This is a genomic window from Coriobacteriaceae bacterium (assembly GCA_025993015.1).
Taxonomy (GTDB): domain Bacteria; phylum Actinomycetota; class Coriobacteriia; order Coriobacteriales; family Coriobacteriaceae; genus Collinsella.
Genome location: DAJPFV010000001.1, coordinates 350,800 through 373,477 on the forward strand (window position 1 = coordinate 350,800; position 22,678 = coordinate 373,477).

12 protein-coding genes and 2 rRNA genes are annotated in these 22,678 nt (G+C 58.8%); 4 read left to right on the forward strand and 10 right to left on the reverse strand.

Going from position 1 to position 22,678, the window contains the following annotated elements:
* The 5 genes from OIL77_01590 to uvrA form a co-directional block, all read right to left on the reverse strand.
* A complete protein-coding gene (locus OIL77_01590; protein ID HJI44116.1) occupies positions 1-1,614 on the reverse strand; it encodes an ABC transporter substrate-binding protein in 1,614 nt (537 codons plus the stop codon).
* A gap of 365 nt (positions 1,615-1,979) precedes the next feature.
* Positions 1,980-3,926 (reverse strand): excinuclease ABC subunit UvrC, encoded by a 1,947-nt coding sequence (uvrC, locus tag OIL77_01595; protein HJI44117.1) that lies wholly within the window; start codon positions 3,924-3,926, stop codon positions 1,980-1,982.
* On the reverse strand, positions 3,927-5,507 hold the full coding sequence (gene murJ / locus OIL77_01600) for a murein biosynthesis integral membrane protein MurJ (protein ID HJI44118.1): 1,581 nt from the start codon (positions 5,505-5,507) through the stop codon (positions 3,927-3,929).
* A 105-nt stretch (positions 5,508-5,612) separates the two neighbouring features.
* Positions 5,613-6,113 (reverse strand): Cys-tRNA(Pro) deacylase, encoded by a 501-nt coding sequence (gene ybaK / locus OIL77_01605; protein HJI44119.1) that lies wholly within the window; start codon positions 6,111-6,113, stop codon positions 5,613-5,615.
* A gap of 132 nt (positions 6,114-6,245) precedes the next feature.
* A complete protein-coding gene (gene uvrA, locus OIL77_01610; GenBank protein HJI44120.1) occupies positions 6,246-9,125 on the reverse strand; it encodes an excinuclease ABC subunit UvrA in 2,880 nt (959 codons plus the stop codon).
* A 193-nt stretch (positions 9,126-9,318) separates the two neighbouring features.
* Here uvrA and OIL77_01615 point away from each other — a divergent pair, with 193 nt between their 5' ends.
* The 4 genes from OIL77_01615 to OIL77_01630 all read left to right on the forward strand — a co-directional run bounded on the left by OIL77_01615 (position 9,319) and on the right by OIL77_01630 (position 15,441).
* Positions 9,319-11,472 carry an LTA synthase family protein gene (locus OIL77_01615; protein ID HJI44121.1) on the forward strand — a complete coding sequence of 718 codons (2,154 nt, stop codon included), beginning with the start codon at positions 9,319-9,321 and terminating at the stop codon, positions 11,470-11,472.
* Positions 11,473-11,617: 145 nt separating this feature from the next.
* Entirely contained in the window at positions 11,618-12,448 is an 831-nt protein-coding gene (locus OIL77_01620) for an Mrp/NBP35 family ATP-binding protein (GenBank protein ID HJI44122.1), read from the forward strand.
* Positions 12,449-13,720 (forward strand): NAD(P)/FAD-dependent oxidoreductase, encoded by a 1,272-nt coding sequence (locus OIL77_01625; GenBank protein HJI44123.1) that lies wholly within the window; start codon positions 12,449-12,451, stop codon positions 13,718-13,720.
* 80 nt (positions 13,721-13,800) lie between these two features.
* Positions 13,801-15,441: an FAD-binding protein gene (locus OIL77_01630; protein HJI44124.1), complete on the forward strand. Its 1,641-nt coding sequence runs from the start codon at positions 13,801-13,803 to the stop codon at positions 15,439-15,441.
* Positions 15,442-15,506: 65 nt separating this feature from the next.
* On the opposite strand, the gene uvrB is transcribed toward OIL77_01630, so the two are convergent.
* From uvrB to OIL77_01655, 5 genes are all read right to left on the reverse strand, one after another.
* Positions 15,507-17,747, reverse strand: coding sequence for an excinuclease ABC subunit UvrB (gene uvrB / locus OIL77_01635; GenBank protein HJI44125.1), 2,241 nt, complete (start codon positions 17,745-17,747; stop codon positions 15,507-15,509).
* Between the two features lie 51 nt (positions 17,748-17,798).
* The gene (locus OIL77_01640) at positions 17,799-18,380 is read right to left on the reverse strand and encodes a lytic transglycosylase domain-containing protein (protein HJI44126.1); all 582 of its coding nucleotides are present in this window, start codon (positions 18,378-18,380) and stop codon (positions 17,799-17,801) included.
* Positions 18,373-19,014, reverse strand: a complete 642-nt coding sequence (coaE, locus tag OIL77_01645; protein HJI44127.1) for a dephospho-CoA kinase — start codon at positions 19,012-19,014, stop codon at positions 18,373-18,375. Before coaE ends, OIL77_01640 begins: the two co-directional genes overlap by 8 nt.
* Before the next feature lie 193 nt (positions 19,015-19,207).
* Positions 19,208-19,323, reverse strand: a 5S ribosomal RNA gene (rrf, locus tag OIL77_01650).
* A 152-nt stretch (positions 19,324-19,475) separates the two neighbouring features.
* Positions 19,476-22,450: ribosomal RNA gene (locus tag OIL77_01655) — 23S ribosomal RNA — on the reverse strand.
* Between the last annotated feature and the right edge of the window lie 228 nt (positions 22,451-22,678).

The following is a 22,678-nucleotide window of genomic DNA, read 5'->3' on the forward strand; positions in this document are numbered from 1 at the left end:
TTACGCCTTGACGGTCGCAACGCCCCTGAAGGACATGCTCGTCGTGCCGATGCCCTTGAAGCCATCGAGGGCCTCGCCGTTGGGCGCAGTGGACGGATCGTCCCAGGAAGCGGAGACGGTCTTGACGTGGACAACGGGGTACAGAACGGCGTTGTCGGCAATGATGTCGAAGCACTCGTTCCACTTCTTCTGCTGCTCGTCGCCCTCGGCGGCAAGAGCCTCGTCCATGAGACTGTGGAGCTTCTGCCACTCAGTGGACTCCTTCCACGGGCAACGGGTCTGCATCCAGACGTTGTCGCCGTACCACCAGTTGAGCAGCAGGTCGGGGTCGGCGCCGAAGCAGGAAGGATCGCCAGGGGCAAGGAGGATATCGTAGGCCTCGCCGCCGTCGATGGCAGCGTAGGTGGCCGGCGAGGTATCGGTCTGGATGGTCACATCGAAGCCGAGAGCGTCGAGGTCGTTCTTGACCTGGGCGGCCATGCCCTTAATCTGCTCGTTGTCGGTGGTGCGCAGGGTGATGGCACCCGGGGTGATGCCAGACTCCTCGATGAGCTTCTTAGCCTTCTTGGCGTCGGTCTTGTACACCGTGGAAGCCTCATGATAGTTGGTGAAGCTCTTGGGCAGGTAGCAGCTGGCAGCGGTGGCAAGGCCGGCGAAGGTGTTGCTGACCATCTTCTCGGTGTCGAGCGCATACATGACAGCCTGACGGACCTTGACGTTGTTCCAAGGCTCCTTGGCGACGTTGAACATGATGAAGCGGGTGCCGAAACCCTGAACGTTATCGATCTTGCAGCCGGCGCTCTCAAGCTGGTCGACGGCGTCAGCGGTAACGAGCTCCATAACGAGCGTGGAGCCCTCCTGCTGAGCGGTAACGCGAGCGGTGGGGTCGGTCAGGATGCTGTACTGGATCTTCTTATCCTCGGCAGCATACTCACCGTTGTACTCAGGATTGGGAACCAGGGTAATCTCGGTATCGGAGATAGAGTCGTACATCCAGGGGCCGGAGCCGATCGGCTGCTTGGCGCGATCCTCCTCGGTCTGAGTGGCCGGGGTAACGCGGACGATGGCCAGACGATCCTTGAGCAGGGAGAAGTTGGGGACCTTGGTCTTGACCGTCACGGTGCTGGCGTCCTTGGCCTCGATGGACTCGAAGGGCTGGAAGAACGGAGCATAGGTAGCGGAAGCGGCGCAAGCGGTGTAGGAGGCAACGACATCGTCAGCGGTGACCTCGGTGCCATCGGAGAACTTGGCGCCCTTGCGGATGGTGACCTCGAAAGTGGTGTCGTCCACGGACTTAGGATCGTCGGTGGCGAGCTCGTTGAAGGTGCTGTAGTCGTGGTAATCGATGCCGTAGAGGCCCTCGACGACGTGCCAGTTAGCACCCAGGCCCACAGCGGAGCCGGTGCTGGCGGGATCGAAGCTGGACGGAGCGTAAGCGGAACCAGCGGTGATCACGCCGCCGCCACGGTTGGCGGAATCGGTGGAACCGGAAGCGGAACCCTCGTCGCTAGAGCTGCCACCGCAGCCGGTGAGACCAAGCCCTGCGACAGCAGCGACGCTGCCGGTGAGGCCGAGGAACGAACGCCTGGACATACCCTTGTTGATGATGGCCATGTCTTCTCCTATCAATAGAGAATCTTACTCGGGAGCACCTAGACTTGCCCCCGCGCAACTTGCGGACGATATATACCTTACCTACCGACGAACCCAACTGAGGTGCCGCGCTCGGCGACCGATACATACATACGCTTGAACGGTATTTACTACCGTTCACCGAATTCGTTGACAAACGATTCGCCAGACAGTATGTATCGGCGAGGTGAGATATCAGTCTTCGTCAACCCGCAGGATAGCAGGGTTGTTCACCATGGCTAGTCAAACGTTTTAGCGTTAATAAAACCCGAAATCGGCTGGTAATCGCCGTGAAATACATGATTGAAAATCACGCAATCATGTATATCAGTTGTTTAGAGGCATGTTTAGTTTTCGGATTGCTTTGCCGCCGCCTCGGCGCGCTCGGCATTCCATGCAACGAGCGCCTCGTGAACCGCTTTGGCGACATCGGCAGGAACGCCTCGAACTTCCGCGATCTCTTGCTCGCTCGCCGCGCGCAAACGCTTCATCGAGCCAAAATGGCGCATAAGGGCACGTTTTCTGGTGGGCCCCACGCCTGGAACGTCATCGAGTACCGATACCGTCATGGCTTTATCGCGCAATTCGCGATGGAACGTGATAGCAAAACGGTGCGATTCATCGCGCACCTGTTTAATTAGATAGAGCGACGCGGACCCGGTCGGCAGCACGACTGGAGTCTCGTCCCAAGGCACGAAAACCTCCTCATCGGCCTTTGCCAAGCCACAAACTGGTATATCGAGCCCAAGAGCCTCAAGTTGCTTGATCGCAGCGGTCAATTGCGGCTTACCGCCATCGACAACGAGCAAATCGGGGCGCGAGCCAAAGCGCTCGTCGGCCATGCGCTCGGGAGCATAGCGTCGTCCCAAAACCTCGGACATCGACACGAAGTCGTTTGCCTCGTCCAATTCGGCCTGGATTTTAAAACGACGATACTGGCTCTTGTCGGCGCGCCCGTTGGTAAACACCACCATCGAGGCGACCGTAAAGGTGCCATGCAGTGTAGAGATATCGAAGCACTCGATACGCAACGGCGGCGATGGCAGCGCCAACGCACTTTCGAGCTCCAGGAGCGCTTGATTGGTGCGGTCGTCAGCGTACCCCGTTCGCATCATGTAGCGCATGAGGGCATGGCGCGCATTTTTGGATGCCATATCGAGTAGACGGTGCTTTTCGCCACGCTGCGGCCTATGGAGATGGCAGGAACGCTCACGCTTGCCCGCAAGCCACTCCCCCAGCGCCTCCGCATCCTCAAGCTCGACGGAAAGGTTGACCTCAGCTGGAATATCAGCCGTCTCGTCGTAATAGCGCTTAAGAAAGCCCGACTGGAGCTCTTCCTCGTCAACATCAAGACCCTTGTCGAGAATGAACTCGCAGGTGCGAACTGTTCGGCCCTCGCGAACGACGAAGACGCAAGCGGCGGAGATGGTCTCCTCGCGATAGAAACCGATGACATCGATATCGACACTGGAGGGAAAAACGACTTGCTGACGGTCGTCCAGACCCCTGATGACCTCCAAACGACGTTTGACGCGGGCGGCGCGCTCAAAATCGAGCACCTCGGCGGCCTCCGTCATCTCGGATGTCAGCTCGTCGACGACGTCCTTGCGATGGCCAGACAAAAAACGTTCGACACGTTTGACGTTCTTGGCATAGTCTGCCGGGGAAATCGCGCCGACACACGCACCCGGGCCGCGCCCGACATGGTAGTCAAAGCAGGGGCGCCCGTTTTGCGCGCAAATCATATTGACGATGTCTTCCTCGCCCTTGTGGGACTCGACGATACGGCGACAACGACGCCACTCCGCACAGGATGCGGAGCAGATGGGGATAACCTTGCGCAGCGTATCTATCGTCTCACGTGCCGCGCGGCTATCGGTATAAGGTCCAAAATAGCGCGTTCCCGGCTTATGACGCTCACGCGTGTATTTGATAGCGGGATACAGGTCGCCCTTTGTAATGGCGATAAAGGGGTAGCTTTTGTCATCCTTGAGGTCGACGTTAAAGTACGGATGGTACTGACCAATCAAATTGCGCTCGAGCACCAACGCCTCGTGCTCGGTCTCCACCACGATATAGTCGAAGCTCGCCACCAGCTGCATCATCAGCGGGATCTTCTGGCGCTCGTCCTGCAGCGTCACGTACTGACGCATACGGGCGCGCAGGTTTTTCGCCTTGCCCACGTAGATGACATCGCCCTTGGCGTCTTTCCAAAGGTAGCAGCCGGGCTGCGTGGGAACGCGCGAAACCTGCTCGGCAAGCGTTGGAATGTTGTCGTGACCGGCCACGCGCACCTACTTGCGACGAATCAGCGCCGAGACCTCGGGCATCTTAAGGACGACGGCAAGGCCAAAGGTAACAGCAAGCGAGACGACACCCGCAACGCAAACGTAGCCAAGAGTAATCAGAATCGAGCCGCCAAGTGCCCCGACAAAGTGCTCAAGCGCCCGCATGACGCCGGCGCCTGCGGCAGCACCCAGGCCACCGAGCAAAAGGCCGAAGAAACCGCCATGCAGGATAGATTTAACCTGAAGACCACGCAGGCGACGACGCAGCCACCACAGCGAGCAACCGACCAAGATCACGTAGTCGACGACATACGAAAGCGCGATTGCCGGCATACCGAAGCCCAGCACAACGCCAAACAGCAGAACCGAGCCGGCCTGGCCGATGGCGGAATACAGACAATAGCGGCTATAGGGCTTCATGTCGAGCAAGGCAGAGAAGCTCTTCTGCATCAGCACGACCACGCCGTAGAGCGGCAGGGAAAGTGCCAGGTAGATAAGGAACTCCGACACCAGCGCCACACCGGACTCATCGAACTTGCCAGCGCAGTAGATCATGTTGAGCGGACGCGCGAAGACAATCAGGTACAGCGCGAATGGAATCAGGAAGAACAGCATCTGGGCGACGCCACGCGAAATGCCCGTGCGGACGCTGTCGTAATCCTTCTCCTGTGCGTCGTGAGAGAGCTCGGTATAGAGCGCCGTCGAAAGCGAGGCGGCAATCAGCGCGTAGGGCAGCGTGTACCACAGGCGCGCATAGGCGATGACGGAAGGACCAGTCTCGGGCTGGACCACCAGCGCAGCAGCGTTGGTGATAGAAGTCGAGACAAACATGCACACCGTGGCGAGCAGCGTCGGGATACCGAGCGCAATCGTCTGGCGCAGTGCGGGGTCCTTAAAGTCGATATGGATATGGGGATGCACGCCGTGCTTGCCAAGCGCGGGGATCTGACATGCCATCTGAACAAAGACACCGAGGGTCGTACCGGCCGCAATCAAGATGATGCCGGCACGTTCGCCAAACTGTGCGGACACGGGCGCAAAGCCCATAAAGCTCGCAATGACGATCACATTGTTGAGGACCGGGGCAAACGTCGACCAGAAGTAGTCGCGGTGTGCGTTGAGGACGCCCGAAAACACCGAGCCCAAACCATAAAACAGAATCTGGATGGCAAAGAAACGGAACATGAACGCAGCGGTATCCATGCTGCCGCCGTCACCCGAAAGGAACGATTGCGTCCAGATAAAGCCCGGGGCGAACACGGTCCCCAGCAACGAAATGCCACCCAGCACCAATAGCAGAATACCGAGCAGGTTGCCCACGTACTCGTTCGAGGCCTCGCGACCCTGCTCACGCCTCACGCCCATGTACACGGGCAAAAACGCCGTCACGAGCATGCCGCCCATCACGAGTTCGTAGAGCATATTGGGCAGGTTGTTGGCGACCTGATAGGAAGACGAGAGCAGCGACATGCCGATAGCGGCCGCCATTGCCCACGTGCGGATAAAACCGGTGACGCGAGACACGATGGTCAGGATGGTCATAAGCCCGGCGGAACGACCAACCGTGGAGTAGTCCGACGAGCCCATGTCGTCAGTGTCATCTCGCGACGAAGAAGCTTCGGATGAGGGTGTCTGAGGCGCAGATTCTTCTGCAAAATGAGCTCCGCGCTTCAATTCTTCCTGCGGCATCGCTCAGTCCTCTCTCGTAATCGCGGCAAACGTCGCCCCGCAAAATGCAATTAAATCATCGGGTGCAAGCTCGAGCTGATAACCACGCTTGCCTCCCGAAATAAAAATGGTATCCCAAAGGACACACGTCTCATCAATGAGCGTCCGGTAGCGTTTTTTCATACCGACCGGGCTGCAGCCGCCGCGAACGTAGCCAGTCGCCGCAAGCAAATCCTTCACATGCATCATGGCCAAGGACTTCTCCCCCGCGGCACGCGCGGCGGACTTTAGATCGAGCTCGTCGGCAACAGGAATGCAGCACACGACATAGTCGTTGGACGGTGTCACGCAGACCAAAGTCTTAAATCCTTGACCGGGCTCCTCGCCAAGCTGCTCCGAAATCGCGACCCCCAGGCCCACCGACTCATCACCATCGTCTTCGTACGTATGTAGAACATAGGAAATGCCGGCGCTTTCCAGCTCGCGCATCGCATTGGTTTTTGGCGTCTTTACAGCCTTTGCCATGACATATCCTTTCCCTCGCATTCGGACGTAAGGATTAAGTATATGTCCAATTCGGCTGCATACGTCACTTCGGCACAGCAAGCGCCATCGAATCACAAGGAGTCGATGGCGCCCATAAACTGAATCGTCTATTTATTGAGCATCAAGTTGAGCCTGACGCTCCCGGTCACGCCTGAGCAACGGCGCCAAAAACTTGCCCGTATAACTCTGCGGACAGTCCGCAACCTGCTCCGGTGTGCCCGAAACCACGACGGTTCCGCCGCCGTTACCGCCTTCGGGACCCATATCGATCAGGCGGTCGGCAACCTTGATGACATCAAGGTTGTGCTCAATCACCAGCACTGTGTTGCCCGCATCGACCAAGCGCTGCAGCACATCGAGCAGCTGGCGGACGTCCTCAAAATGAAGGCCGGTCGTCGGCTCGTCCAAAATATAGAACGTCTTGCCCGTCTGGCGTCGATGAAGCTCCTTGGCGAGCTTCACACGCTGTGCCTCGCCGCCCGAGAGCGTCGTGGCGGGCTGGCCCAGGCTCACGTAGCCCAAGCCTACATCGTACAGCGTCTGGAGCTTGCGCTTAATCTGCGGGATATTCCCAAAGAAGGCCAGCGCCTCGGTGACGCTCATGTCGAGCACGTCCGAGATGGTCTTGCCACGGTAGGTGACCTCGAGTGTCTCGCGGTTGTAGCGTTTACCGCCGCAAACTTCGCAGGGAACGTAGATATCGGGAAGGAAGTGCATCTCGATCTTGATCTGTCCGTCGCCCTTGCACGCCTCACAGCGCCCGCCACTCACATTAAAGGAGAAACGACCCGGCGAGTAGCCGCGCGCCTTCGACTCCGGCGTACTCGCAAACAGCGCGCGAAGATCATCCCACAGGCCGATATAGGTAGCAGGGTTGGAACGCGGCGTGCGGCCAATCGGCGACTGGTCGATATCGATAACCTTATCGATACACTCGATGCCCTCGATTTTCTTATACGGACCCACAGGGCGCGTCGAACGGTGAATGGCATTCGTAAGGGCAGGCGCAATAGTGTCGGTAACCAGGGAGCTCTTGCCCGATCCCGACACGCCGGTAACAACCGTAAGCGTACCAAACTCGATCTTGGCAGTGACATTTTTGAGGTTGTTGGCTCGAGCGCCCGTAATTTTAAGGCAGCCGCGACCGGGCTTGCGCCGTTCATCAGGCACCCGAATCATTCGTTTGCCGGTCAGATAAGCGCCCGTCATCGACTCAGGACACGCCATGATATCAGCAGGCGTTCCCGCCGCGACTACGTGCCCGCCGTTGACACCGGCGCCGGGCCCCATGTCGATCACGTAGTCGGCGGCACGGATTGTATCCTCGTCGTGTTCGACGACGATAACGGTATTGCCGATATCGCGCAGGCGCTCGAGCGTCTTGATCAGGCGCTCGTTGTCACGCTGATGAAGACCGATCGAGGGCTCGTCCAGAATATAGAGCACGCCCATGAGACCCGCGCCGATCTGCGTTGCCAGTCGAATACGCTGTGCCTCGCCACCGGAAAGCGTCGCCGAGGCACGATCGAGCGTCAGATAGTCGAGTCCAACATCGACCAGAAAACGCAAGCGCTCCAGAATTTCCTTGACGATACGACCGCCGATAAACTGTTGGCGCTCGGTGAGTTCCAGGCCCTCAAAAAACTCGAGCGATTCACGGCACGACAGGCAACAAACCTCGTAAATGGACTTGCCGCCCACGGTGACGGCGAGCATCTCGGAGCGCAAACGAGCGCCGTGGCAGGTCGAGCACGGCTCCTCGCGAATGTACTTCTCCAGGCGCGCCTTGGTGTTCTCGTTCGTCGTCTCGGTATAGCGTTCGTACAGGATGTTGCGAACGCCCGAAAACTTGGTATCCCACTGGCTGCGACGTCCGTCGAGCTTTTGGTAGTCGACCGAGATCTTCGTATCGCCCAGGCCATCCAAGAATGCACGACGCACGCGAGGGGGCAAGTCCTCCCACGGCGTATCAGCGCTCACCTTAAAGTGTTTGCAGACCGCAGCAAAAATCTGCGGATAGTAGTTCGAATTGCCAAACAGGCTACCAAAGACTCCGTCGGCAATGGACTTCGAGGGATCCTCAATCAGCGCCTCGGCATCAACGGTTTTCTTAAAGCCCAGGCCGTCGCACTCAGGACATGCGCCATAGGGAGCGTTAAACGAAAAATCACGCGGCTGAAGATCGTCAATGGAGTGTCCATGCTCCGGGCACGCCAAGGCCAACGAATACTCCAGCAGCTCGCCCTCGGTCCCCTCGGGAGCGTCGCGGTCGGGCAGCAAGTATACGTTCACATTGCCGTGCGCCAGCGCAGTCGCCTGTTCAACGGACTCGGCGATACGGCCCAGCGAGTTCTCGCGAATCACGATGCGATCGACCACGACCTCGATATCGTGCTTGAACTTCTTGTCCAGATCGATCGGATCGTCGAGCGAGCGCACTTCACCGTCGACACGCACGCGGCTAAAGCCCTCGGCGCGAAGGTCCTCAAACAGTTTGGTGTACTCGCCTTTTCGCCCGCGTACCACCGGTGCCAGCACAAACGCGCGGCGGCCCTCCCCCGCCGCCAAGACCTTGTCGGCAACCTGATCGGTCGTCTGACGCTCAATGACACGGCCGCATTCGGGACAGTGCGGGGTGCCCACACGGGCGAACAGCAGGCGCAGATAGTCATAAATCTCGGTTACGGTGCCAACCGTCGAGCGCGGGTTCTTGGATGTCGTCTTTTGATCAATTGAGACAGCCGGCGAAAGGCCGTCGATTGAATCCAAGTCGGGTTTGTCCATCTGGCCCAAGAACTGGCGCGCATAACTCGAAAGGCTCTCGACGTATCGACGCTGGCCCTCGGCATAGATAGTGTCGAATGCCAGCGAACTCTTGCCCGAGCCAGAAAGACCGGTAATGACCACGAGTTGGTCACGCGGAATGGAAACATCGATATCACGGAGGTTGTGCTCACGAGCGCCGCGAATAACGATAGAAGAATCAGACATGGAAGCTCCTTGCCTCCTATTGCATCGAATCATACTGCCGATGAGTTTAGCGCACTCGACGCGCACAGATGTTCGTAATACAAGATTCGCAGACCTTTAGCTTTGCGTATCGGGCGCTTTGTTTCTCGAAATGCCGTGGAAAGGTTACAGTAATCTAATACTGAACTTAATTTGCTGTACCAGAGGAACGTCCATGACCGAAGATATCCCCCTTGAAATCACTTCGAGCGACATGGCCAATCTGCCCATATTCATCGCCGTCCTTATCGTGGCCATCGTCGTGGTGCGCGTGTATTTTTCAATCAAACGCAACGAAAAGCCACCCATTGCCCGCGTCTTTTGGTGCGCGACGCTCCTCATCCCGCTCGGCGTGGTAGCTGCATGGGTTACGAATCAATTGCTCGTAAATGAGGGCAGCTCCCTATGGGTCCTTTCTTATTCGGCGCTCGGTGCTGCCGCCGTCATGCTTCTTGTCGAGCCCTTGGTTTCGGGACTTATCGACCAAACCGACCTTACGACGGGAACGGTTGCCTGTATTTGCCGTGACATCCTTGTCATCGCCGCTGTTTCAGCGCTCTCGTTCGTTTCACTCGAAATTGCCTGCAACGAAACGTTCTATCGCATTCCCGCCAACTCATTCGGGTTTTCCGTCGGGCTGCTCGCGACGGTTCTGCTCTCCCTTTATTTGCTGGGACAGCGTCATGGAGGCGTCATGGCCCTCGTGCCCGTCGTCTGTTGCATCCTTGGCATTGCCGAGCACTTCGTCATAACGTTTAAAGGCGAAGCCATCCTGCCAAGCGATATCTTGGCCCTTGGCACCGCAATGGAAGTGAGCGAGGGATACGAGTTTACCTTTACCGCCGGAATCGTAACCTCTCTCGCCCTGCTGGAGATTTCCCTGGGGCTTCTTTCGCTCATCCGACCGCGAAAGCTCCGTACGCCCACCCATGTCTTCCCCGCTATCGCCGCTAACCTCTGTGCTTTTCTGCTAGTGACCGTTGTGGGGCTCTCAGGCTTTTCCAACATCGACTTGGAGCAGGCGCTGGATTTTGGATTTGACCGTTGGCAGCCCATCACCACGTATGCGTCTCAGGGTTTTATCACTTCGTTCACCGAAATGGTCAACGAGTTGCCCATTGAGAAGCCCGAAGACTATACGCCCGATGAGGCGCAGAGCATCGAGCAGGAGCTCGCCACCGTCTACGACAGCACATATGGCTCGAGCGAACAGCGCGCGGCGGCCGTTGCCCAGTTCAATGAAATCAAGCCGACGATTGTTGCCGTCATGAACGAGAGTTTTAGCGACCTTTCGTGCTTTGAGCAGCTCCAGACGGCCGGGTACACCGGCCCCGCATTCTACAACTCGCTTCCCGACACACTTGTTCGCGGCACCATGCTCGCTTCGGTCGCCGGTGGCGGAACGGCGAACTCCGAATTCGAATTTTTGACCGGAGCGACAACGGCCTTTGTCGGATTAGGCAAAATCCCCTATCAGCTGTATCAGATGAATGGCGTCAACAGCCTGGCAAAGGACCTTAAAGAGCTTGGGTATACCGCTACCGCTATGCACCCGCAAAACCCCGTCAACTACCATCGAGATAAAATCTATCAGCAGCTGGGCTTTGGAGACTTTCTTTCAATCGGCGATTTCGAAGGTGCGCCCTATTACCATGCCGGCGTATGCGACTACGCCACCTACGACAAGATACTCGACCTGCTTAGAACCGACGAAGCCCCGCAGTTCATCTTTGACGTCACGATGCAAAATCACGGCGGCTACGACTATGGCACCGTTCCCGCCGAAGAGCTGACAAACTATTGGGTCGAGGGAGCCAGTGAGGGTGCCAACAGCGCGCTCAACACCTATCTCACCTGCATCAACGCATCCGACCGGGACCTCGAGTACTTTATCAACGAACTCCGCAATATCGGCAGACCGGTTGTTCTTGTCTTTTTTGGCGACCATCAGCCGAGCGCCGCAACGACTCTCAACGACGAGCTGTACCCTCAGGAAGATACGGCAAGCCACGCTTTCCGTATCTATCAGTCGACATATCTCGTCTGGGCTAACTATGAGATCGCCGGCAATACCGAGCTCAACGTCTACGACACCGTCGGGGCAAACGAGATTGCAGCCATTACCCTTAATAAGATCGGCGCCCCGCTCACCAATTACCAAAAGGCCCTGCTTGCGACAAGGTCAGATGTGCCCACCATCAATGTCGCCGGCTATCTCGGTGCCGACGGGCTGCGCTACGACTTGGAATCGGAAGACAGCCCCTACGCCTCGACGATCGACAAGCTGCAGCGCATGCAATACTTCGAGTTCGCCAGCAAAGTTCAGTAAGCACGCCCATTCGCTTGAGCCCATCGTATTGCAAGCACGCTCGGCCCAAACGCATCGCAAATGACTCCCGCTCGCAAACGAGGGTACAATGACGCTCGTGTCACATCGCGGGGCCCCGGCCCCAGCATATACAAAGGAGTCATACATGGGTTGCGAACACGCACAGGCCGCCGGCGGACAAACGTCGCCGTCGCAATTTGAGGAGAACACGCTGTCCGAGGTCAAGCGCGTCATCGCCGTGCTTTCCGGCAAGGGCGGTGTCGGCAAGTCGTTTGTCACCGGTGCCATCGCCACCGAGCTTGCCCGTCACGGCCACAAGGTCGGCGTCCTCGATGCCGACATCACCGGTCCCTCTATCCCCAAGATGTTCGGTATGAGTGGACGCCACGTCCATGCCCTTGGCAACCTTATGCTGCCCGAAATCTCCGAGCACGGCGTCAAGGTCATGAGCTCCAACCTGCTGCTCCAAAACGAGACCGACCCCGTCCTTTGGCGCGGTCCGGTCATCGCAGGCGCCATTAGGCAGTTCTGGAGCGAGACCTCGTGGGGCCCCATCGACTACCTACTGGTCGACATGCCTCCGGGAACAGGCGACGTCGCGCTCACCGTCTTCCAGTCGCTGCCGGTCGACGGCATCGTCATCGTCACGAGCCCGCAGGATCTGGTCTCGATGATCGTCGCCAAGGCGGTCAACATGGCCGAGAAGATGAACGTCCCCATTCTGGGCATTGTCGAGAACATGAGCTATATTGAGTGCCCCGACTGCGGCAAGAAGATCGAGGTCTTTGGCAAGAGCAAGCTCCCCGAGGTCGCAGAGCGCTATAACCTCGACATCTTGGGCCAGCTTCCCATTAATCCGGCACTCGCCGAGGCCTGCGATAAGGGCGAGGTCGAGACCGCGCTGCCCGATGGCATGTTGCCCAAGGCAGTCTCTGCCGTCGAGGCTATTACCCCGCACGAGACCGACGAGGCCTAAGTGAACACGAGCGCCCTCTATGACGTCTTGGTAATCGGCGGCGGGGCTTCAGGCCTCGCCGCCGCCATTACGGCCGCACGCGCTGGCAAAAGCGTCTGCATCGTTGAGCGCGATGTCGCCTGCGGCCTCAAGCTCCTTGCGACCGGTAACGGCCGCTGCAACCTCTCCAACGAATCGATTGATCCTCAGCGGTATAACCACCCCGCATTCGTCGAATCCGTCATGGGCCCCCAGCCCGAACAAGAGCTTATGGGGTTCTTCTCCTCGCTGGGTATCATGACAACCTCCGAGGAAGGCCGGCTGTACCCGCGCTCCCTTCGCGCCGAATCGGTGCGCGACGCGCTTCTCAGCGTTTGCGACCGCCTAGGTATCACCTTAATCTGCGGAGCCAACGTTGCCTCGGCGCACAAAGCTTCCGAAGGCTGGGCACTCCAAATAGACCGTCCAGCGCGGCCGCTCAAGGCAAAAAAGCACGATGACCGAAAATCGGAGCTCCGCTCGCTTCGGAAAGCGCTCGCCGATGTCCCTCGCAAGAACGAGGCCCTGCAGGCACATGCCGTAATTATCGCTACGGGCGGCAACCCCACCGGTATCGCCGATACGTTTCGCCTCCCCCTCACTTCGCTGCGCCCCATCCTCTGCCCCGTATCGGCAACGGTCGTTGGCGATCGGGCGGCACTCAAGACGTTGGATGGCCTGCGCGTCCGTGCCCGCTTGACGCTCGCCCACAATCATAATGAGCTCTGGCACGAAGACGGTGAAGTGCTGTTTCGAACCTTCGGTATCTCGGGCGTCGCTGTCTTCAACCTCTCTCGTCGTATCCAGCACGGCGATACGATCCTGCTCGACGTTTTCCCCGACCTCTCCAAAGACGAGTTGCTCGATATGCTCAACCGGCGCGTTGAGCTGCTCGGCGGCTTTTCGCCCCGCGATCCCCGTTGGCTCGACGGCATGCTCGCCCCGCAACTCTCCCGCGTCGTCTGCACAGCGTTCGAGCAGTGCCATCCAGGCTCCAACGATGTCATCCACCTGGTCTCGATCCTCAAACACTTTAAGTTGCTCGTCGAGGGAACAGCCGAGGAGCGCTCAGCGCAGGTCACGCGTGGTGGCATATCTGTCGAGAGTATCTCAACACCCAGCCTACGCGCGCGCAGCGTTGTCGACGCCCCGCTTTACGTCTGCGGTGAAGCGCTCGACATCGACGCCGATTGCGGAGGCTTTAACCTTGCGTGGGCCTGGATCTCGGGCATTCGCGCTGCAAGCAGCCTGTAGCCGCGCAGTCTATAATCAAAAACGCATTCGGGCCGTCTGGGATACCGGACGGCCTCTTTCTTGCCTCTAAGGAGACCTCGATGATTGAAATCACCCAAGTCAACGCGTCGCTCGATGAAGCCGGCGATGAAAATGCCTGTCTCATTGTTGGCAAGCGAGTCGCCAAGCGCGTCCTACGTTGCAAGGACTCCGAAATCAAGTCCATCGAGCTCCACCGCAAGTCAATCGACGCTCGCAAAAAACGAGACGTCCATTTTATCCTGAGCTTTCGTGTTGAGCTGACTAGTCCCCACCTCGAGCGAGAAGCGGTCGACAGCGTTGCCGAGCGTGACCGCTCGCGCGTACGCGCGATAGAAGACGATGAGCCTTCATTCCCCTCCCCCGCCTCCGACGCACCTCAAGAACGCCCTGTCGTTGTCGGCGCCGGATGCGCCGGCCTTTTCGCTGCGCTTACGCTCGCCGAAGCAGGTCTTAAGCCCTTGCTCATTGAGCGCGGCGACCCGGCATTTCGCCGCTCGCGGGCGATCGATCTCTTTCTAAAGGAGCGCATCCTCGACCCCGAGAGCAATATCCAGTTTGGCCTGGGCGGCGCGGGGACCTTCTCGGACGGCAAGCTCAATACGGGAACAAAAAATCCCGCCCATCGCCTTATCCTCGAAACCTTCGTCGAGGCGGGTGCGCCCCGCGATATTCTGTGGGATGCCAAGCCGCACATTGGCTCCGACATCCTTCCCACGGTTGTCACCGCTATATCCCAGCGCATCGAGCAGCTCGGAGGTGTCGTCCGTTATCGAACGAAGCTCGTCGACATTCGCATCGACGTGTCTGGCGCCATCACCGGTATTGATGTCCAATCGTCCCAAGACACCGCTTACGAGTCAATCGAGACAAAGCGCCTCATCCTCGCCTGCGGGCATTCTGCTCGCGATATTTTTGAGCTCCTTAAGGACCACAACGTGGCCCTCGCACAAAAGACCTTTGCCATGGGCGTTCGCATTGAGCATCCGCAGCGCGACATCGACCGAGTCCAATACGGAGCCTCGGCGGGACATCCTGCCCTCGGAGCAGCCCCTTACAAGCTCGTCGCCCATCTTCCCAACGGCCGCAGCGTGTTCTCGTTTTGCATGTGCCCCGGCGGGCAGGTTGTCGCCGCCTCTTCCGAGCAGGGCCACCTGTGCGTCAACGGCGCCAGTCTCAATGCCCGCGACGGACGCAACGCAAATGCCGCCCTGCTCGTTAACGTCACACCCGAGGACCTTCCCAACGATGACCCGCTCGCCGGCATCGAGCTCCAGCGTGCCTGCGAGGCGGCCGCCTATCGCCTGGGCGGTTCCAACTGGAACGCACCGGCACAGCTCGTCGGAGATTTCCTCGCAGGACGTGCCAGCAAGGCACCCGGAAAGGTAAAGCCCACCTATCCGCTCGGTGTGACCTGGACGGCAATTGACGAAGCCCTGCCGCAGCATATCGTCGAGTCGCTCCGCCTAGGACTTCCCCTACTCGGAAAAAAGCTACGAGGCTACGACCGCTCCGACGCTGTTCTTACCGGCGTGGAGACTCGCTCGAGCTCACCGGTCACCGTCACCCGAGACCGAACATGCCATGCCGTGTCGACCCCGGGCCTCTACCCTTGCGGTGAGGGAGCTGGATATGCCGGCGGCATCATGAGCGCCGCCACCGACGGCATTCGTTGTGCCGAAGCCCTGATCGCAGACCTCTAACGCACGAATTCCAGCGCGCAAAAGACGCATGCCCCGAGCTCCGCAGGGAACTCGGGGCATGTTCGCTATTTCTTAAACCGTGCACCCTGGCGTTTTCTGCCCGATGCGAACGTGGAACCCTTGCGGGCCTGCGAACGTAAGCGCTCAATCGTCTCGTCCTCAGACGCACCCTCGAGCATCGCCCGAATCTGAACGACGGCATCGCGCAGGCGCGCCGCCTCCTCAAAGTCCATGGCGGCAGAAGCGTTACGCATATCCTCTTCCATGGTTTCGACGATCCGCACAAGCTCGTCATGCGGCAGCTCTTCCAACTGCTCCGCAAGTGTCTGCTCGGGCGCCACCGTTTCCGGCACGCCACCCTCGCCCGACTCATCGGGCGTATAGAATGCGCCATGGCCAAGAGAGTCGCCCTTCGAGCGCCCCTTGGAACCCACGGTTTTTTCGGCCTCGGCAATAAAGCTCGAAATGTCGTTGATGGCCTTGCGCACCGTCTTGGGCACAATGCCATGCTCTTCGTTATATGCCATCTGAATCTCGCGACGGCGCTGCGTCTCCTCGATGGCCTCTTTCATCGAATCGGTCACAACGTCCGCATACATGATGACTTCGCCATCGGCGTTACGGGCCGCGCGGCCAATCGTCTGAATCAGCGAACGGCGGTTGCGCAAGAAGCCTTCCTTATCGGCATCGAGAATTGCCACCAGTGAGACCTCGGGAAGGTCTAGGCCCTCGCGAAGCAGGTTGATGCCAACGAGAACATCGATCTTGCCCTCGCGCAGCGTTCGCAGGATCTCGACACGGTCCATCGTCGCTGTATCGGAGTGCATGTAATTGACCTTAATGCCGGCATCAAGCAGATGGTCGGTCAGGTCCTCGGCCATGCGCTTGGTGAGCGTGGTCACCAGCACGCGCTCCTTGCGGGCAACGCGCTCGCGAATCTCGTCCTCAAGATCGTCAATCTGCCCACGAACCGGACGCACATCGATCTTGGGGTCGAGCAGACCGGTCGGACGAATAATCTGCTCCACGTCGTTTTGGCTCACCCGCAGCTCGTAGTCGCCCGGCGTGGCCGAAACATAGATAAACTGGGGTATCCTTGCCTCAAACTCATCGAAACGAAGCGGGCGATTATCGAGTGCCGAGGGCAGGCGAAAACCGTGTTCCACCAGCGTTACCTTACGCGAGCGGTCGCCTTCATGCATGCCGCGGATCTGCGGCACCGTCACATGGCTCTCGTCGATGATACAGAGCATGTCCTTAGGAAAGTAATCGATCAGGGTAAACGGCGGCTCACCCGGCTTGCGACCGTCCAGATGACGCGAGTAGTTCTCGATGCCGTTGCAAAAGCCCATCGTCTCGAGCATCTCAAGATCATAATCGGTGCGCTGCTGCAGACGCTGCGCCTCGAGCAACTTGTCGGTCGCCTTGAGCTCCGCCACGCGCTTCTCGCACTCTTCGCTGATCGATTTCAGAGCCGCCTTGACCTTCGGCTTCTCGGTCACGTAGTGCGATGCCGGCCATACGGGGATGGCCTCGTACTCACGAAGCATCTCTCCGGTGACCTCATCGATCTCGGCAATCAGCTCGACCTCGTCGCCAAAGAACTCAAACCGCAACGGATGCTCGGCATAAGGCGGATACACGTCGACAACATCGCCGCGCACGCGGAACGTGCCGCGTGCCAGGTCATAGTCATTGCGATCATATTGAATGTCGATAAGTGCATGGATAAAGTCATCGCGCTCGAGCGGCACCTTCTTGTCGACGTTTGGAGCCAGACCCGCATAGTCCTCAGGAGAGCCAATGCCATAGATACACGAGACCGATGCGACAACGATCACATCGCGTCGAGAGAGCAGTGACGCGGTCGCCTGATGGCGCAGCATCTCGACCTCTTCGTTAATCGAGGAGTCTTTCTCGATATATGTATCGCTTTGCGGCACATACGCCTCGGGCTGATAGTAGTCGTAGTACGAGACAAAGTAGACCACAGCATTGTTGGGAAAGAACTCTTTGAGCTCGCTCGCAAGCTGAGCGGCGAGCGTTTTATTGGGAGCCATGACCAGCGTCGGCTTCCCCAGGGCCTCAATAGTCTTAGCCATCGTGAAGGTCTTGCCCGAACCAGTCACGCCCAGCAAAACCTGATAGCGATCTCCGTCCCTCACACCCTGCACAAGCGACTCAATGGCCTTAGGCTGAGAACCTGCAGGCTCATAAGGAGATACAACCTTAAATGGCACCTCAGAGCCCTCAACGCCAAAACGTTTGAGCTCTCCTCCAACACGCTCAACTTCAAATTCCGCCATGGATACTCCTAACTCATATATCTGCAGTATACGCAGGCGGCAGGCATAGTCCTATACGAACCGATCGGGATAGAGGGTCTTATAGCGAACCCAGGCATTATTGACACGAATCAGATAAGCCTGAGTTTCAGGGAAGGTAATCGCATTATGGAGTGACGTGTTCTGCTGCGCCCATCCGTCGACATTGCCCATACCGGCGTTATAGGCGGCAATGGCACTGTCAGTCGACCCGTTAAAATACGCTAGAAGATACGAAAGATACGCACAGCCAAACTCGATATTCGTAGCCGGATCGTTAAGGTTGTCGGCCGAATACTCGTCACCGTCGACAAGGCCCTTGGCGATCATATCCTGAGCAGTCACGGGCATCAGCTGCATCAATCCCTGAGCACCCTGATTCGATTCGGCCTTGGGATCCCAATTCGATTCAGACTTAATGACAGCGCACACCAGATACGGATCCAGATTATGCGAAATACTGGATTGCTTTACATATGCCTCGTAGTCAATCGGATACAGCGGCTTAAAGAAAACAGCAGGAGCATACGAGTAGACGAGCGAAATAAGGCCGAAGACAAAAACGGCAGTCAGCGGTATAAGGCGATACCACGAAAAGAAACGTGTCTTAGACATCGGTCTCCTCCTTATCCACTACATCCCCGAACCCACGGCGCGCAAGCCAAGAGTCAAGCTGCTCAAAGAGCGAATTATCGCCTGCGGCATTATCAATCATCGTTGTAGCGAGATTGCACAGCGCAGACTCATCGGGCTGGCAAGCAGAACGGGCATCGAAATCAGATGGCTCCATACCACGTTGAATAGCGCGCTCGCGACGAACTGACAAAGGGGCGCTGATGACCAGAATTTCATCAGCCAGGCCAAAAGCATCCTCAAAACCAGTCGGGGCAGAAACCTCGACAACCGCAAAGGGATAACGGGGGGACGAAACCGTGCAGCAAACCGGATCAAGAATCCTCAGTGACAGCTGCTCAATGAGAACGGGGTGCACAATGCTATTGAGCCTCGCGACCGCATCAGGAGAAACAAAAGCTCGAGAAGCGAGGATGTTACGGCGAACGCCGCCCTCCTCGTCCAAAATATCCCAGCCAAATTCTTCCGCGAGGGCATTGACGATATCGGAGCCTGGCACATACAGCGATTTGGCAAGCTCGTCCAGATCGATAAGCATGGCGCCATGAGATTCGAGGTAGCGGCAGGCAGTCGACTTACCCGAAGCAATATTGCCCAAGACAAATACGGTAAACATCAAGTCCTCCCTAACGCCAATGGGAGTTATTATCGCGCAAATACAAAAGAAGGACTCAAAATACAGCCAAACAGTAAGACAAGCTAAAAGAAGGCGAGTTCTTGTATTACAGCTCTCTATAAAACGCAAAAAAGGGGGAGGCCGCGAGGCCTCCCCCTTCTTCATTCTCATGTACGGCTCGGTGCCGTCCACCGGTCAGCGGCGCCCTGGCCTCCCACGGGCTGACCCCGCAGTACTCTCGGCGCGATGGGGCTTAGCTTCCGGGTTCGGAACGGGACCGGGCGTGCCCCCCATGCTCTGGCCGCTGACCGGTGGGCGGCGCCCACCGTATCTTCGGTGTCCTGGGTCGATATCTGCGTGCCCTGGGGGCCGCATGGCGCATAGGAAAGATGTGACTCGGGGGCATCCTCGTGCCCGGACCGCGCGCATGAGCGCTGGGTCCCGCGGGCCGCGAGGTGCGGTTCCGGAAGAGCTCGGGCGATTAGTGCGGCTCGGCTGAGGACGTCGCCGCCCTTGCACCTGCCGTCTATCGACCAGGTAGTCTACCTGGGCCCTTACCGGAAGGAGAACTAATCCCTGGAACGGCTTCCCGCTTAGATGCCTTCAGCGGTTATCCGCGCCGCACGCGGCTACCCGGCCGTGCCGTTGGTCGACAACCGGTTCACCGGAGGTGCGTCCACCCCGGTCCTCTCGTACTGGGGGCAGCCTCCATCGATTCTCCTGCGCCCACGGAGGATAGGGACCGAACTGTCTCACGACGTTCTGAACCCAGCTCGCGTACCGCTTTAAACGGCGAACAGCCGTACCCTTGGGACCTGCTCCAGCCCCAGGATGCGATGAGCCGACATCGAGGTGCCAAACCTTGCCGTCGATGTGGACTCTTGGGCAAGATCAGCCTGTTATCCCCGGAGTACCTTTTATCCGTTGAGCGACGGCCCACCCACTCGGGGCCGCCGGATCACTAGAGCCTGCTTTCGCACCTGCTCGGCTTGTGGGCCTCGCAGTCAAGCCCGCTTGTACTCTTGCATTCAAAAGGACGGTTGCCGACCGTCCCGAGCGGACCTTCGCGCGCCTCCGTTACCCTTTAGGAGGCGACCGCCCCAGTCAAACTGCCCGCCTGGCACGGTCCCCGAGCCGGTTGACGGCCTCGGGTTAGGACGCCGGTCGCGCGAGGGCAGTATTCCAAGGGCGGCTCCCCGGGGGCTGGCGCCTCCGGATCTCAGCCTCCTGCCTATCCTCTACACGCGGGACCAGCGGCCAATGCCAAGCTGCAGTGAAGGTTCACGGGGTCTTTCCGTCCTTCCGCGGGTAAGTCGCATCTTCACGACCAGTGCAATTTCACCGGGTCCATGGTCGAGACAGCGCCCAAGTCGTTGCGCCTTTCGTGCAGGTCGGAACTTACCCGACAAGGAATTTCGCTACCTTAGGACCGTTATAGTTACGGCCGCCGTTTACCGGGGCTTGGCTTCGGGGCTTCGCGCGATGCGCTAACTCCTCCGCGTGACCTTCCGGCACCGGGCAGGCGTCAGACCCTATACGTCGCCTTGCGGCTTCTGCAGAGTCCTGTGTTTTTGGTAAACAGTCGCTTGGGCCTCTCCACTGCGGCCCGCCTCCGCTCCCGGAGCAAGTCCGTTCACGTACGCGCGGGCACCCCTTCTCCCGAAGTTACGGGGCCATTGTGCCGAGTTCCTTGACCATGGTTGACCCGATCGCCTCGGTATGTTCTACCCACCCACCTGTGTCGGTTTGCGGTACGGGCGCGCACGCGCCTGCCTAGGGGTTTTTCTAGGGACCTCGGGCTCACTCGCTTCGCTCAGTCGCTTCGTCCGGAGCCTCGCCCTTCTGCGGACCGGATTTCCCTGGTCCGCGGGCCGCGCTCCATCACGGGGACGTCCAGAACCCCGCCGAGCCACCCCCATCCGTCGCCCCGTCGGTCGTAGCGCCGCGTGCGCGGTGCAGGAATGTCTGCCTGCTGCGCGTCGGCTACGCCTACCGGCCTCGCCTTAGCCCCCGACTGACCCTGGGAGGATTAGCCTTGCCCAGGAAACCTCGGGTTCACGGCGGACGAGTTACTCTCTCGTCTCTCGCTACTCATGCCAGCATTCTCACTCCCATGCGCTCCACCGTCGGTCGCCCTCCGGCTTCTCCGCCCATGGGAAGCTCCCCTACCGATTCTAATAAATAAAATCCCGCCGCTTCGGTGTCCAGCTTAGCCCCGTGTATTGTCGGCGCATGTCCACTCGACCAGTGAGCTGTTACGCACTCTTTGAATGGATGGCTGCTTCTAAGCCAACATCCTGGTTGTCTGGGCGGACGCACATCCTTTGCCACTCGGCTGGAACTTGGGGACCTTAGCGGGCGGTCCGGGCTGTTTCCCTCTCGAGCACACAGCTTAGCCCACATGCTCTGACTGCCGCGCTCTGGGCCGCCGGCATTCGGAGTTCGGTTGGATTCGGTAGGCGGCGAAGCCCCCTCGTCCATCCGGTGCTCTACCTCCGGCGGTGAACGCGCGACGCTAGCCCTAAAGCTATTTCGGGGAGAACGAGATATCTCCGGGTTTGATTGGCCTTTCACCCCTATCCGCAGGTCATCGCCGCCGTTTTCAACCGACGTGCGTTCGGCCCTCCACGGGGTCTTACCCCCGCTTCAGCCTGCCCACGGATAGCTCACCCGGCTTCGCGTCCGCGGCGCGGGACTCAAGTCGCCCTGTTAAGGCTCGCTTTCGCTCCGGCTCCCTTTCGGTTAACCTCGCCCCGCGCCAGCGACTCGCTGGCTCATTCTACAAAAGGCACGCCGTCACACCCCGAAGGGTGCTCCGACTGCTCGTGGGCGCACGGTTTCAGGTACTGTTTCACTCCCCTCCCGGGGTGCTTTTCACCTTTCCCTCACGGTACTGGTGCGCTATCGGTCACAGGGTAGTACTCAGGCTTGGATGGTGGTCCACCCAGGTTCGGACCGGGTTTCACGTGCCCGGCCCTACTCAGGGACCGCGTCGCGCCGTCCGGTCTGGGTTCGCGTACGGGGCTGTCACCCGCTGCGGCCGGCCCTCCCATGCCGTTCCGCTCCCCAGCCGGACCTGCGCCCGGGGGCGGCAGCCCCCGGATGCGCGGCCCTGCAACCCCGTCGGCGGAACCCCTGCCGGGTATGCCCGCTCGACGGTTTGGCCATCGGTCCCCTTTCGCTCGCCGCTACTCGGGGAGTCTCGAGATTGATTTCCTCTCCTCCGGGTACTTAGATGTTTCAGTTCCCCGGGTTGTCCTCCCCGGCCCTATGTGTTCGGGCCGGGGATATGCACACTGCTGTGCATGGGTTCGCCCATTCGGAGACCCCCGGGTCGAAGGATGTGTGCTCCTCGCCGGGGATTATCGCAGCTTGCCGCGTCCTTCATCGGCTCCCTGTGCCAAGGCATCCGCCGTGCGCCCGTGGTATCTTGCGGGACCGCTCTCGGGCCCGCGGGATATCCACGTGTCGCTAATAAAAATTAATCGATATCATGAATAGCGCTCGTATGTCGCAATTCGGGTATCTCATACCGCGGCACAGTGTCTTCACTGTGCTCGCGATCAGATGCTCCTCACTCATTCATAAGTGAATTCTTCTTGTTTGGATCGGATGAATGATTGCTATCATTCTTGATTTAATCGCAGAAAAGAATCGAGTCTGG

What these genes read in the sequence shown, in the direction of transcription:
- OIL77_01590 (HJI44116.1), bottom strand. Translation starts at nt 1,614, where the DNA reads ATGGCCATCATCAACAAGGGTATGTCCAGGCGTTCGTTCCTCGGCCTC.
- murJ (HJI44118.1), bottom strand. Translation starts at nt 5,507, where the DNA reads ATGGGCTCGTCGGACTACTCCACGGTTGGTCGTTCCGCCGGGCTTATG.
- ybaK (HJI44119.1), bottom strand. Translation starts at nt 6,113, where the DNA reads ATGGCAAAGGCTGTAAAGACGCCAAAAACCAATGCGATGCGCGAGCTG.
- uvrA (HJI44120.1), bottom strand. Translation starts at nt 9,125, where the DNA reads ATGTCTGATTCTTCTATCGTTATTCGCGGCGCTCGTGAGCACAACCTC.
- OIL77_01615 (HJI44121.1), top strand. Translation starts at nt 9,319, where the DNA reads ATGACCGAAGATATCCCCCTTGAAATCACTTCGAGCGACATGGCCAAT.
- OIL77_01620 (HJI44122.1), top strand. Translation starts at nt 11,618, where the DNA reads ATGGGTTGCGAACACGCACAGGCCGCCGGCGGACAAACGTCGCCGTCG.
- OIL77_01630 (HJI44124.1), top strand. Translation starts at nt 13,801, where the DNA reads ATGATTGAAATCACCCAAGTCAACGCGTCGCTCGATGAAGCCGGCGAT.
- uvrB (HJI44125.1), bottom strand. Translation starts at nt 17,747, where the DNA reads ATGGCGGAATTTGAAGTTGAGCGTGTTGGAGGAGAGCTCAAACGTTTT.
- OIL77_01640 (HJI44126.1), bottom strand. Translation starts at nt 18,380, where the DNA reads ATGTCTAAGACACGTTTCTTTTCGTGGTATCGCCTTATACCGCTGACT.
- coaE (HJI44127.1), bottom strand. Translation starts at nt 19,014, where the DNA reads ATGTTTACCGTATTTGTCTTGGGCAATATTGCTTCGGGTAAGTCGACT.